The sequence below is a fragment of the Bradyrhizobium sp. WSM4874 genome, from assembly GCF_055811835.1.
The window spans coordinates 1-12,312 of sequence record NZ_JBVVPR010000035.1 but is presented as its reverse complement, the minus strand read 5'-3'; the positions used below and the strand labels follow the sequence as shown (position 1 = coordinate 12,312).

Below are 12,312 nucleotides of genomic sequence, written 5' to 3'. Positions count from 1 at the left end.
CAAAAATCCCCAAGCAGTGTGCGTCGATGTCTCGGCTAATATAGCCTGAAGGGCCAAAGATGCTGTAACTCAAGGGCCACAGTGACGAGCAATCGACAGGCGATGCTGGCGAGCAACAAGACAATCGTAGCTGAGCTATTCCGTGACAATCCCGCGGAAATAGCAGCCTATCTCACTGAAAAATTTGCCAAAAATGATTACGTCGCCGCGCGAACTAGTCTGGGCCTCGTGATGCAAGGCCAAAATGTGCAGATGCTGGCACGTGACGCCGGCCTAAGGCGGGAGAGCCTGTACAGGACATTTGGGGGCCGAATCGATCCTCAGCTCAGTCGGATCCTCAAGCTCTTCGATGCGCTTAACGTGCGAGCGTGCGTGGTGCCGTCGAGTCCTTCTGACCCTCAGACCACAACAGCCCCCGGTGCGGTTGAAGCGTTTGCAGTGCGACTAACTCAAGCGTTCGAGGACAATCATTTCGACAAGGCCGTGCGCGGATTGAAGGAAGTTGCGCTCTCCCAGAATGTCTCCGTCCTCGCGCGAGCCTCTGGCCTTGAGCGAAGATCGGTCTACAGGACATTCGGCGGGACCGTAGATCCCCAATTGAGCAGGATTTTGAAGCTTTTTGACGCCATGCAACTTCGGTTCGTCGTCATGGCCCTTGCGCCCAGGCCAAAGTCAAACCGGCCCAAGCTTGGGCGCCCGCCAAAGATCCGAAGATAATCCTAGGATGGCCGCTCAGGACGGCCGAATCCACATCGAGAAAATCATTATATCCCTTCCTATACACGCTCAAGGCAAGCGGCTCGGAGTTCGGCGCCGGCATCAGGTGCGCGGTCGAGAAGGGCTGGCTGTAGCTGCATGAGAGCGGCACCTATGTGCGGCTGCTGACGCCCGGCCAGGATCTCCTGGCACTACGTTAGGAACCTAGCACCGTTGCCCGGCTTGGAAGTCTTGCTGGCTCGCTCGACCGGAAGCCAGCGGAGCGACCCCGGTCCATCCTTCCAGCCCCCATTAGCCGGGGCCGCCTCTAAGCCGCTACCGGGACACCGCTGCGACAAGGCGAGGACAGCAGCCATGCTTCTTTGCACTTACAGCATAAGTAATCTGACCGAGTTCGAATCCGATCTCGCCCCAATCATCTTGGATCGGGATGAGGCGCAAGAGTTTGCGTCCGTGCTGGCGCAAGAGATCCTCGCGGAATTGCCCGAGCTAAGTTGTAAAGGAATGTGCATCGTCGTTTACGACGAGGATGGCAACGCCATTGCGCATGCTCCGCTGGGCACATGGCAATAGCGACTCCGATTAACGGCGCAAAACGGCGATCGATCACCCTTCGGCGAGATGCGCGAGATGGGCTTACGGCGCGTTCTGGTCCACTGCCATTGCGGTCATAATGTTGCTCTTAGCGCCGATCGCTGGCCAGACGATGTTCGCTTGTCTGACATCGAGCCGCGGTTTGTGTGCGCCGCATGCGGCAACCGAGGGGCTCAGGTCAGGCCGGATTTCAGCAGCGGCAAACGGACGTTAGGAACGAACGCGCGGAGGAAGGCTTGCAAGACGTGCTAGCTCACTTGACCGGGAGCTGGCGGAGCGGCCCCGGCCCACCTTCCAGCCCCCACGAAGCCGGGGCCGATTCTAAGCCGCCCAGTGAGGCGGACTTACTGCACGAGAACCAAGACTAGGCAGGCGACCATGATCGCCAGCCAGACCAGCGAAAGCCGGTAAGTGTGCCGGTCCATGGCGTTCATTGAATGTTCGGCGTGGACCAATTCCCTTGAGATAAATCACGGGTCGGCACAACACGAAAACACGCCACTTCGGTCTTGGCCGGGAAAACTTGTGGCCAGGGAGAACGGGCCCGCCAGCGAGAACCGCACACGTAACGCCCACCGAGCCGGCCTTACTCCTTCGTTTCGGTCCAAGTCTGCGCACCGCATTGGCACTTGAACATGCGCACGATGTGACCGTTTTTTGGATTTAGCATCTTCAAGGCCGATTTAGGCTTCCTGCCGCACTCGTCGCAGGGCTGAACCGGATTTGGGTCGAAGCTCGAAAATACTTCGTTCTTGAAATCACGGTCCACTGGGCACCGCCTCGCCATTGAGCGACTCACCAAGTGCCACATTGTTCAATTGTTCCACGGCATCGGCGGAACGCTACGCAGTCTCAATTTATCCGGCGACGTAGCTCGCCCATCATAGCGCGTGGATCGTCAGCGCCCCCTCCTCCCCGCGAGGTTCTAAAGCCGCGGCGCTCGCTTTGTTGTTCAGCATCGAGGATCTGCTGTGCTTGCCGCGCCAGATCCTCATAGTTCTTCGCAACTTGCCGGAGCGCGGCTTTGGTCTCCGGAAACTGGCAATTATCGGCTTTGGTGTGAAACTCCTCCGCACGCTTCAGCCAGTACTTGGGGGAGTGCATTCGCTCTGCGCCCATGGCCAATCCCTCAATTGGACCGTTCAGTTCCTTAATGCAGGTTAAGTGCACTGGTTCCCGAATGCACGCCGAACAGCAAAGCAGGCCGTCACTGCTCCGGCTCGAACCTATCCATCTTGGTCGCGCCTTGCCAAAGCTCTACGGCATGTCCGTTGACAAGCTGCTTCGCTCTTTTCCGGGCTGTCGTCTCATCGGGGACCACCAAGTCCAGCCGAAGCTGGATGTGCCCGTCAGCCCCGATTACGTAAGCTCGATATTCGCCCATGGGTCGCGCAGTTGGATGCCTCATCGAGGCGAGACTAGAGCCGGCCTGAGATGGGGGTACGATCAAATGAGACGCCCCGTAATTTTACTGCGTACACATTCTGAGACACTCATTTTCCGGAAATTAGGATACGGTCGATTCACCATTGTTGGGGACGGATCTCCCAACACGGCGCAACTTCACCTCAGTGGATGAGGAGAGCGTCGTGGACAGAATTGAATATGGTTTCGCAGTGACGACGGTTACGGGGTTTTTGGTCCTGATCGCCGGGCTGTCTTGGCTGTTGATGTGAGGCCTTCTTTGCTCGCGCGTCGGCGTGCGCCTGGTCTGCTCAGCATGCGGTGCCGCAGGATCCGTGCATATCGTCCGAACTGGCATGACAGTTGCGCCGTTAAATACGGATCAAAAAAGAATTGGGTTCGCTCAAGCGAAAGGCCGCAGCGTGGTTCCAGCCCCACTGCGACCATCCGGGTCAACTTGAAATTGCTTGGTACTTAAATCGCGCCGGTGTTCTCACGGTAGAACACCCCGTTCCAATAATGGGGTCGGGACAACTACCGGTGGCGCCTTGTCACACTAGAGCGAAACATGGCATCGCTTGGCTTCCAGCCCCTATGCTTCCGGCTGCCGATTCAATTGCGGATCAGAGCGCCGGAGCTCGAAAGTGAAGGTCGCAGGAACGGCTAAAAGGCTGCTCCTGCGACCGACGCCGCGACGTTCCGCACGGCACCGTGGTGCTAGCACGGGGGCCCGCCAGCGTGAACCGTCGCTTACAATGAGGCCGCCACATGAGACGGCATGCTCACCGAGTGGGGCTTACGTTGGGGGGCGGAGGCCGGGGGAGCTCAGCCATTGCTGAATGTGCAAGGCGTTCTCACTCAGGCGCGCGGCTTTTAGCAAAGCTTCCCGCTTGGGGCCCGGAGGCGTTGCCTCTGCCCGGCTGCGAGCGGCGCTCGCCATTTGGGTGAGGCGTTCTGACAGGGATGTGGTGAGCATGGGCATAAATGGCTCCGCATATCTTGGCGGGAGCACGGGGCTCTCAGTCACCGATAGAGGCCGTGATGGGCCGGTGATGGATCCACTAGGCGCTTGTTCCACGAGAATAGATACTGAATTCCACTAGCGCCTTGGCATTCTGCTGCACGATGGCACGGCCCGCCAGCATGAACCGGGCGGGCCACCGAATTGCAATTAACGAGAGGTGCACTGAAACTTCGCGCGCCTCCGTTCGTAGTATCAGTATCCGGGATTTTGTTGATCCCTCTCGGGGCTGGACTAAACCCATCGCCGCCGGGACAAGGTATTATTTGCCCGGCGGCGTCATTTTGGCTTGTCGCTCAGGCGAGCACCTGCCGGCCTGACCGGCGGACGTTTCGAGCGACTTTTCCCCACCTACGACAACCGGTAGTTCGCGCCCGCCCGGACCTACTAGGAATCGATATTTTGCGCGCTGCTTACGATGCCGCTTTGATGGCGGCATGCGCACTCGCCGATACCGGCCACTATCCGCCCCGCAGCCCTGCGGAATGGGTGGCTGACGGCCATGTGACCTGCAGCATCCAGTGCCTGAACGGCCGTTGCGATCGCAGTTGACATGCGGCTCGAGACACTCCCGCAGGATCAACCGTGGTCGAGCGTCGGCTTGCGCATGGTCTGCTCGGCATGCGGCGCCGCAGGATCTGTGCATATCGTCCCGAACTGGCATGACAGTCGCGGTCAAGTCAGGCCAAGGATGGGACTGAGGTTTTGATTCCAGCGATGAAGCACGTCACCGAACGCCCTTTTGCCGATCCACAAGCCGCAGCCCGCAAGCTGATCGAGCTCGCCGCCGGCATAGAGCCTGTCCAGGACGGCCGTGTCCACATCGAGAAGATCAATTACCCCTTCCTCTACACGCTTAAGGCAAGCGGCGCGGAGTTCGGCGCCGGCATCAGGTGCGCAGTCGAGAAGGGCTGGCTCGAGCTCCACGAAAGCGGGACCTATGTGCGCCTGCTGACAGTCGTAGGAACCTAGCATCACTGCCGGGCTTGCTGTCTTGCTAGCTCCCTCCTTCGAGCTGGCGGAGCGGCCCCGGCCTTGACCCCCAGGCAATCCAGCCGGGGTCGTCTCTCGTTCGAGCTTAGCTTGGCTCGATCTTTCGTGCGGCTAATTCCTGGTCCAGCTCCTTCAAACGAACGATTAGATTTTCAACGATCTGCATGCAGTCGGAATGCCTCAATGAGTGCACGCCACGCGCGGCCAGCTCTTTCTCCAGTATAGTCGCCACGATGCCTTGGATGCTCACAATCGCCCCCCGGAAAAGATCGCTCCGGCCAGATACGACTCAACAAAGAATTGGGTTCGCTCAAGGGAAAGGCCGCAGCGTGGTTCCAGGCCCACTGCGGCCGTCCCGGGCAACTTGATATTGATTGGTATTAAATCGCGCCGGTGTTCTCACGGTAGAACACCCCGTTCCAATAATGGAGTCGGGACAACTACGGGAGTGCCATGGCATGGTTTGGTTTCCAGCCCCCATGCTCCCGGCCGCCGATTCAATTTCGGATCAGAGCGCCGGAGCCTCGAAAGTGAAGGTCGCAGGAACGGCTAAGAGGCTGCTCCCGCGACCGACGCCGCAACGTTCCGCACGGCACCCGTGGTGCTAGCACAGAGCCCGCCAGCGTGAACATGGGGGCCGCGAGAATCCAGACGACCTTATGAATTAAGCGGCTTGTCGTCTCGGTTGAGAAACGCCGTCGCTCCAGCTCTTCCTTCATGGCCACGAGCCTCACGGCAAGAACGTCATTAACGAGCGCGTGGAGTCGCCACAGTTCTTCGAGAGACATACCCTCAAACGGCTTTCGTTCCAGACTCACGAATTGTATGTAGCTTGGGCCTACAAGGGGAAGCTGGCAACTAGTCGTCTGTGGAGCGCGGAAGGTTAGAGGCGCCCGCGAACTTTAGCTATTCTTCTGACTGATCCTCTCCGCCGTCGGTGCGGCGTGCCAATCCTTCTTTGCTCAGCTTCGAGCACGCGGTTACGAAGAGCTTCGAGTTCGGAAAGTCCGGAGATCAGTGCATCAAGATACTGGCGCACAACGATGGCGCGATCACAGTTACGCATGGAACGCCCCCAAAATAATTACTACAAAAAAACTGCCGGCCGCTAACGCGGTAGAATGTGACCAGTACAGCGTTTGCATCAAATGGCGTCAAGATGCTTCTACGGCCAATGCAACGGGCGGCTTTCGCTCAAATGAAAAGCCCGCCGACCTGGGAGCCGGCGGGTTCTCAATGCCAATACGTATCGGTACTCGTCACCGATCCGCGTTGCTGGATCGTAAGCTGATACCTATTGACGGCTGGTTACCGCCTCAGCCGCCGACGGTGCGTTTATCAGTCGCTGCCGGTCGCGCTCTGTGCGCCAGCGTGACGTGAACCGGCGCATACGAAGCGGTTGCCGAGAGGTGCCCTACTTCAGAACGATAGTTTCAACTCTCAGGCAGTGCATACATCTGTAGGCGTAGGCGGCGGGTAGGTTCGCAATCGCCGGCAGCAATGCGAGAAATTCCATGGGCCGCCGGCATTTTTCGCAGATGAGCGTTGGTGCATTCTCGGTGTCATCGCCGCGCGCCATTGCCGGTCCGGCCCAAAGTACCGACCGTAGTCCCAGCGGCTGGAGCTTACATCTCCGGATGACTACCGGGGGTCGCGAAAACAAGGTCCACCAGCGTGAACGGGCGGGTCTTGGGGCGCTAGGCCCGCGAGGCGCAGTTATACGTGATGCTGCAGTCCCCAGAAGGCGATCAGCAGAAGGGCTGCGGCCCCAATTCCCAGTAATAGGAGAATGGCTTCCAGCATGACGAATCAGGCTCCGCCTTGCTGAAGAATACACGATCCCAGCCTGGCACCGCCTTGCTACTCAGGGTTGGCTGGGGATTATAAGGTCCCAGTTTGAAGCAAACGCCGCCGGGACGCTGTATTTGGAGCCCGGCGGCGCATTTGGTTGGAGTAGGCTCAGGGTGTCAGACCATGACTGGCCGCCGATTGAGCGTTATTCCGCGGCCTCCCTCATCCCGGCCGACCGTCTGGCGGCAACCTCCGCACGCTCATCATCAGCCAGCTCCTCCGCATGCGCAGAACAAACAACCCCTCTTGGGGGCGCTGCCGCCTTTCGTCCACAAGCCCTTGCATATTTTTCCCAAGTTGCTGCATTTTACGCGCGCAACCTATTGATCTCGCGCACTGGTTGAGGTTCAGTGCACCCCTGTTGTTTTGGCCGGGGGGCTTTTTCAAATGCGTAATTTAGGAATCGTGGCGCTTGGCGCCGCGTTGGCTGGCTGTGCGTCAGCATCGTCAGATATCGCGCCGTCGTACGTTTCGCCGGTCGTGTACCAATCCTACAACTGCCAGCAGCTGGGGCTTGAGGCTCAGGGTATTTCGCAGCGAGCGGCCGCCCTTTCCGGCGCCCAAGACAGCCAGCGGACGAAAGACGGCTTGGTCACGGCGGCTGCTATCGTCGTGTTCTGGCCAGCCGCATTTTTTGTCGGCGGTGACAAACAGACTGCCGCGGAGCTCGCCAACATGAAAGGCCAAATGGTCGCGATCGAGCAGGCGAGCATTCAGAAGAAATGCAACATTCAATTCCAAGGGAAGCCGCCGGCGTGAGCGGGGGCTGCCGTGCGTTGGCCGGCTGGGTAGTTCATCGCGGACCTCAGTGCTGCAATGGCACTGGACAGGGCAGTACAGTGGAAGACATGCTATCCGAGCCAATGGCTGGTCAAGGATGAAAGCGTGAAGCCCGACCTCTACATCGATAAACTTGCTTATGCTCGATCGCTTTTCGGTGGTGCTGAAAGGATTTTTTCTACCGCTAAGGATTGCCCGATCGAGACAATCGGCATTCCATTCTTCCTGTTGATCGGCTTTGGGATTGAAAATGTGCTGAAAGGTTATCTTGATTTCAAATCACTGCCCGCGGGCAAATGGCAGCGCTCCCATGACCTTTCGGCCTTGTTGCACCTCGCGACCGACCATGGCTTTCAAGTGTCTCAGCCGATACGGGGTTTTATTGATAGCAAAAGCATCTTCCACAGCGACTTTTGGTTTCGCTATCCGGAAAAGGCAGGCACCGCCAACGTAAACTACGCACCGACCTCGTTACTGTTCTGTGATGCGCTGCTCAGGATCATCGTCTTTGACGCCACCGGTGCAAGAGCGAAACTTTGATGCAGTGACAAAAGCGGCTTGCGTAGCTGGCGCGTCGTCGTGTCGTGTCGGAGATAGCGGCGGCGCTGGGTCGGCACACCGGATCAGTGAGGCGAAATGGCGCGCGCAATGGGGCTCATTCTGAAAAGATAAACCAGCCAACCTTCGCTAGCCTCATCCCTCGCACTCACTCTCCGATCAATATGGTGGACACGCGATATGCTCGCCTCCACACAGCGCTGGATTGGCGCGATGGAAGCGCGCTCCTGAGTCGCGGCCGGTAAAAGGATGATCGGTGGCAATCCACCGCTTGCTGGCCTTGCGCTCTCGCTCTGGTTGCGCTTAAGCTCAACGAAAGGCTGAGGGAAAAATCACATGGCAATGACGATCCACGATGCGAAAATCGCCATCGGGATGTTGGCACGGGGAGATAATCAACATGACGTAGCAGCTTGGTTTGGAGAAAACCAAGCGCGCATTGTCGAGGTTTCTCAAGGAAAATTCGGCACGAACGAAGCGGCGCCAGCAGCCGAATTGCCACCCAAAGGTCCACCGGGGATCAAGGGGCGCCGCCTGCATGCCTTTGTGGTAAAGGCAATAAAGGCACTTGAGGCGGGCGATAATGCTTCCGCTCTCCAGAGCCTCAAAGACGGTATGGATCGCTACGATCGATCAGAATAGTCGCTGTCGCGCTCAAGAGCCTTGCGGCAAGGTGGGATCCAGACTAGTGCCGGATTTTTCGGCTGCATTTCTTTCGACCAGACAAGCCATGCGTAGCCGGTGGCGGTGGAAGCCAACCGGTCCACCCTGCCCTTTATCATCGGCACCCGTTCCGTGAATTGCGCAAATCTGCAGGGCGGATGCGGGACAAAGAGATTGCGATAGCGGCCGACGCTCTCGATAAATACCGTCCTCGCAAGGATCGCTACCCCCTTCCTTGCCACGATTAGCGACCGCAGGACGAACTCCTCGGCAAGCCGAAACGGTGGATTTGTTATGACCCAATCTACTGCGTTTGCTTCATATGGGACCGCTAAATAGTCCCGCACCGCCCCGAACCCATAGGCATGAATGTCAGAGGCCAAGACCTGCCCGAAGCTTTCAGCCAACGGTCGCGCCATGTAGCCAGCTCCGCAAGCCGGCTCCAAAACAGACTGCTGGTTCAAGGGCCCGAAGTCTTTCAATACGTGAGCAAGGAGCGCGCGCGTTGCCCACGGCGGGGTCGGAAAATCGTCCCGACTATCAGACGCTTCGGTACGCTGCGCCATGACAGCGTGAGATCGGTTCTGTGCCATCACTCGACCATACGCGATTTGTGGAAGAAAGGAATCCCTCCGTTGAAGCAGCGTAAAGCCGGTGCTGGGTGGCTTGCGCTCCAAGGGCGCCCGAATGGCACGCCTGCGATGCAAGCGCGGATCCTTGTAGCAGAATGCAGCGGCAAGACGATGTGCCCGTATCGGGCGTCGTGAGCGCGCAGATTCGGCACTTCGTCCCCGAGTTCAACCCCGAGCGCAAGGAAACCTGTCGGCGTCGAGATCAATGATCGCCTTCTGCGGTGCGCACCTTTTTGGCTTCGGGCCCATTTGAATCCTTGCATCGACCAGCTATCATGGGCGCCATGTCGGATCCAATCAGCGAAAGCGCCAAGTCAACCCAAGAGATTGCGAAGGCGACGTCGAAAGCCCTCGAAGTCGCCGACAATCTCGGCGGATGGCTAGATCGCATCTTTGGGGCCGGTGTAGAACATTCAGTCAAGAGCATTTGGACCAACAGAGTCCGGGAGCGGTCGATCGCTGGCGCGATCCACTCGTGGGAACGTCTTGAGCTTCTGCTCCACAAAACGGAAGAGCGACTTCGACGCAAGGGCATCACACAATTTCGGCTCGTGCAGCCAAAGCTTGCGCTTCCTCTCTTGCAGAACGCGACGATGGAGAATGAAGACGACCTTCATTCCCTTTGGGCATCATTGTTGTCGGCGGCTATGGATCCGACGGCAGATGCGATACATCGGAAGTACATCTCGATTCTTGCAGACCTAACCGGCCCCGACGCCATCGTGCTTAGAGCAATTTGGAATGAGTGGTTGGTCGACGATAAAAGCGAGTCCTGGGGGTCGACGACGGTTCGGTACGGTCCCGGCGTCCGGGGAACGGAGGAGCATGATGAGCTGTCCGTCATCTCCCTCAACCGGCTTGGGTTGATCGCTTCAAGTTACACCGAGATCCACACCTACGCCCCGGCTGGATATGAAGGAGACCGCGAAGCGATGGAACACAGCGATGCTGTGCGGGTGGTGCATGGCGACCTCAAGGTCGTAGTAGTCACTCGTTTGGGCGAGGATTTCTGTCGCGCGGTGATGAGCGATTGAGAATTAGCGGTTGATGATATTCTTGCGTTGTTGCGCAGCGCGCTCTCGCCTCTCTCGTCTTGAGAGATTGCCGCCTCGTGCAGGTGGAGTATGGCATTGACTGGCTGAAATCCAAGGTCTCAAAAGTTACATGATGTGAGGGTCAGCACTGAGGCTAGCGGTAAGCTTCGCAGACTGGGCAAGAAGGCAGGCTAATGAAATGGGAATATCGCGAGATGGCGCTAGACCCTCGCTATCCGATAGAATGGACAGAACAGCTCAACAAAATGGGCCGAGAGGGTTGGGAGCTGGTGTGCGTGCTGCCGCAACATGAGGGGACTTGGCATCAAGCTATTTTCAAACGGCCCAGAATTTCAAACTGAGACACTATCGAAGCTCCCCACAACGCTAGCAACTGGACAGTTTATGGTGGAGAGGGCATGAAGGCCGGCAGAGAAAGCCGCCCTCCTCAGCAGACAACACTGTTGGACTCACCTTATAGTGGCCGCAGCTCACCAGCTGAAGGGCTTTCGGCAATGGACGAATTCGCGATGCTTCTCGCCGGTGCGGCGTGAGAGAGGCAGCACATATCATCACCGCCGCGTCTTAGGCGTCCCTGACGGACCAACCCTATGCCGCGCGATCTCAGCACCGGAGGCGTCGATCACGATTATGACGGTGCCCGCATCGGGGTCATATTCGGGATCATTACCGATGTCCCGAGCGACGCGGGCGCCGTACTGCGCCGCAAGCTCAGCGGAGCTAAACATCTCGCCTACGTCGTCCGCCTGTGTCTCGCCATTGTGGAAAATTGGGAAGTAGTAACGCATAGCCGCGGGCCCTCGTCCTTGAGCCGCGATCATGCCCGCATGTCAGGACGGCCCGCGCCTGTCAAAAACGACAGGGTCCGTGAAGCGGATCACCGGGCGCCCTCCTCACAGCCCCCGCCGCGTGTGCCGTCGTTGACCCGCAGCAACAACGCTCGACGCCGCTCGCTAGACCGCGTGGTAACACTCCCCGACCTTTGTCCCGCGGGGCACTTGGCTGGCACCAACAACCTACCAGAGCCGACTCAATCGGCTTTGAACACGACGCCGATGCGAGTATCACTGGACCAAACGAGACGACAATCTCTGATGATACGGTCTCTTTCCAACATCATCTTGAATGTGGCAGGCATGTGCAGCTTCGTCGATAACTCGATCCCAGCACCATCCTCCGAGATATTGAACACGCGGCAACGTCGGCTGCCGCCATCTCCAAAAATGTAGGCGGCTAAGTCGACCTCCGAACGATCGATCTTCCGGCGATCCGACATGATTAGCCTTGAGTTGACGGGGCAGTCTCGGGTCCTTCATTGGCCGAAGCTATTTCAAGCAGTCTAAACTGCCTCGCGATCCGTGTTGCCAAGCCCGACCGCTCTTTGGCTAGCTCTCTCTCATAGTCGGATACGTCGTGTCCGTCTCGCCCAAGGACCTGGATCAGGACAGTTTGGCTCTGAACATAGGTCACCTTGTCAGCGATCTCTCGCGTCAAAACAGCCAGCTCGTCATCATTATCTGATGTCACGGCGATCTCCTTGATCGGACTGATCACGCGCAGAAAGACGCTATCATGCATGCCCAATACTTACAGATCGTTACGCGGGCACCCTGGACCGCCCGTATCTTGGTCGACCTTACACGTGCCCTGGGTTTGCAAGCGCGAGTCAGGCGACGTCCACGACTCCCTGAACTTATCGTTTACGATCTTGACGTACGATGACGCTCCGCAGCGCTTTTGCTGGCATGAGATCGATGTCCGATGATCGACAAGAGATCCGTCCGTGGTCGCCCGAAGAAGAAGCGCAATTGCTTGCGCTACTCGATGATGAGATGACTGCAACCGAGATCGGCGAGCGGTTGGGTCGCAGCCGCCAGGCGTCTACGGTCGGTTACAACGTTTCCGCAAGCAGCGAGGGCGAACAAGCCGACGGAGCGGACACGTCTTCGCGCAATGGGTTGGTTAGCTGTGGTCTCTCAGGAGGTTGTCCATCTGGTCTGAACCGAGGAAGCTGAGGTTGCGAAGCTTCAGTGTTCCAAGGAGA

The 12,312-nt window shown here is 58.1% G+C and carries 11 protein-coding genes; 7 read left to right on the top strand and 4 right to left on the bottom strand.

All coding sequences use genetic code 11. The annotated features are described in order from the left end of the window. The first annotated feature begins 102 nt into the window (after nt 1–102). Both AC0L3P_RS28595 and AC0L3P_RS28590 read left to right on the top strand, forming a co-directional pair. A complete protein-coding gene (locus AC0L3P_RS28595; RefSeq protein WP_354209943.1) occupies nt 103–717 on the top strand; it encodes a helix-turn-helix domain-containing transcriptional regulator in 615 nt (204 codons plus the stop codon). A gap of 354 nt (nt 718–1,071) precedes the next feature. Continuing rightward, nucleotides 1,072–1,290, top strand: coding sequence for a DUF6894 family protein (locus tag AC0L3P_RS28590; RefSeq protein ID WP_473307139.1), 219 nt, complete (start codon nt 1,072–1,074; stop codon nt 1,288–1,290). An 873-nt stretch (nt 1,291–2,163) separates the two neighbouring features. Here the strand turns inward: AC0L3P_RS28590 and AC0L3P_RS28585 are convergent. Then, entirely contained in the window at nt 2,164–2,430 is a 267-nt protein-coding gene (locus AC0L3P_RS28585) for a hypothetical protein (protein ID WP_473307137.1), read from the bottom strand. A 2,023-nt stretch (nt 2,431–4,453) separates the two neighbouring features. On the opposite strand from AC0L3P_RS28585, the gene AC0L3P_RS28580 reads away from it, so the two are divergent. The 4 genes from AC0L3P_RS28580 (at nt 4,454) to AC0L3P_RS28565 (ending at nt 8,560) form a co-directional block, all read left to right on the top strand. Beyond that, nucleotides 4,454–4,708: a hypothetical protein gene (locus AC0L3P_RS28580; protein ID WP_473307135.1), complete on the top strand. Its 255-nt coding sequence runs from the start codon at nt 4,454–4,456 to the stop codon at nt 4,706–4,708. A 2,259-nt stretch (nt 4,709–6,967) separates the two neighbouring features. Further along, nucleotides 6,968–7,339, top strand: coding sequence for a hypothetical protein (locus AC0L3P_RS28575; RefSeq protein WP_249804142.1), 372 nt, complete (start codon nt 6,968–6,970; stop codon nt 7,337–7,339). Between the two features lie 57 nt (nt 7,340–7,396). Continuing rightward, a complete protein-coding gene (locus tag AC0L3P_RS28570; RefSeq protein ID WP_473307130.1) occupies nt 7,397–7,900 on the top strand; it encodes a hypothetical protein in 504 nt (167 codons plus the stop codon). Between the two features lie 354 nt (nt 7,901–8,254). Further along, on the top strand, nt 8,255–8,560 hold the full coding sequence (locus tag AC0L3P_RS28565; RefSeq protein ID WP_473307126.1) for a hypothetical protein: 306 nt from the start codon (nt 8,255–8,257) through the stop codon (nt 8,558–8,560). On the opposite strand, the gene AC0L3P_RS28560 is transcribed toward AC0L3P_RS28565, so the two are convergent. Beyond that, nucleotides 8,542–9,000, bottom strand: coding sequence for an SAM-dependent methyltransferase (locus AC0L3P_RS28560; protein WP_473307122.1), 459 nt, complete (start codon nt 8,998–9,000; stop codon nt 8,542–8,544). The two genes, AC0L3P_RS28565 and AC0L3P_RS28560, sit on opposite strands and share 19 nt — an antisense overlap. Before the next feature lie 488 nt (nt 9,001–9,488). On the opposite strand from AC0L3P_RS28560, the gene AC0L3P_RS28555 reads away from it, so the two are divergent. Continuing rightward, on the top strand, nt 9,489–10,247 hold the full coding sequence (locus tag AC0L3P_RS28555; RefSeq protein ID WP_473307120.1) for an Abi-alpha family protein: 759 nt from the start codon (nt 9,489–9,491) through the stop codon (nt 10,245–10,247). A gap of 572 nt (nt 10,248–10,819) precedes the next feature. Here AC0L3P_RS28555 and AC0L3P_RS28550 read toward each other — a convergent pair. Next, the gene (locus AC0L3P_RS28550; RefSeq protein ID WP_473307117.1) at nt 10,820–11,056 is read right to left on the bottom strand and encodes a DUF6894 family protein; all 237 of its coding nucleotides are present in this window, start codon (nt 11,054–11,056) and stop codon (nt 10,820–10,822) included. Nucleotides 11,057–11,298: 242 nt separating this feature from the next. Then, nucleotides 11,299–11,544 (bottom strand): PilZ domain-containing protein, encoded by a 246-nt coding sequence (locus AC0L3P_RS28545; protein WP_085385788.1) that lies wholly within the window; start codon nt 11,542–11,544, stop codon nt 11,299–11,301. Between the last annotated feature and the right edge of the window lie 768 nt (nt 11,545–12,312).

Bases quoted from the DNA above. Each gene is read 5' to 3' on its own strand.
- AC0L3P_RS28585 (WP_473307137.1), bottom strand. From the start codon at position 2,430: ATGGGCGCAGAGCGAATGCACTCCCCCAAGTACTGGCTGAAGCGTGCG.
- AC0L3P_RS28590 (WP_473307139.1), top strand. From the start codon at position 1,072: ATGCTTCTTTGCACTTACAGCATAAGTAATCTGACCGAGTTCGAATCC.
- AC0L3P_RS28550 (WP_473307117.1), bottom strand. From the start codon at position 11,056: ATGCGTTACTACTTCCCAATTTTCCACAATGGCGAGACACAGGCGGAC.
- AC0L3P_RS28570 (WP_473307130.1), top strand. From the start codon at position 7,397: ATGGCACTGGACAGGGCAGTACAGTGGAAGACATGCTATCCGAGCCAA.
- AC0L3P_RS28595 (WP_354209943.1), top strand. From the start codon at position 103: ATGCTGGCGAGCAACAAGACAATCGTAGCTGAGCTATTCCGTGACAAT.
- AC0L3P_RS28580 (WP_473307135.1), top strand. From the start codon at position 4,454: ATGAAGCACGTCACCGAACGCCCTTTTGCCGATCCACAAGCCGCAGCC.
- AC0L3P_RS28575 (WP_249804142.1), top strand. From the start codon at position 6,968: ATGCGTAATTTAGGAATCGTGGCGCTTGGCGCCGCGTTGGCTGGCTGT.
- AC0L3P_RS28560 (WP_473307122.1), bottom strand. From the start codon at position 9,000: ATGGCGCGACCGTTGGCTGAAAGCTTCGGGCAGGTCTTGGCCTCTGAC.
- AC0L3P_RS28565 (WP_473307126.1), top strand. From the start codon at position 8,255: ATGGCAATGACGATCCACGATGCGAAAATCGCCATCGGGATGTTGGCA.
- AC0L3P_RS28545 (WP_085385788.1), bottom strand. From the start codon at position 11,544: ATGTCGGATCGCCGGAAGATCGATCGTTCGGAGGTCGACTTAGCCGCC.
- AC0L3P_RS28555 (WP_473307120.1), top strand. From the start codon at position 9,489: ATGGGCGCCATGTCGGATCCAATCAGCGAAAGCGCCAAGTCAACCCAA.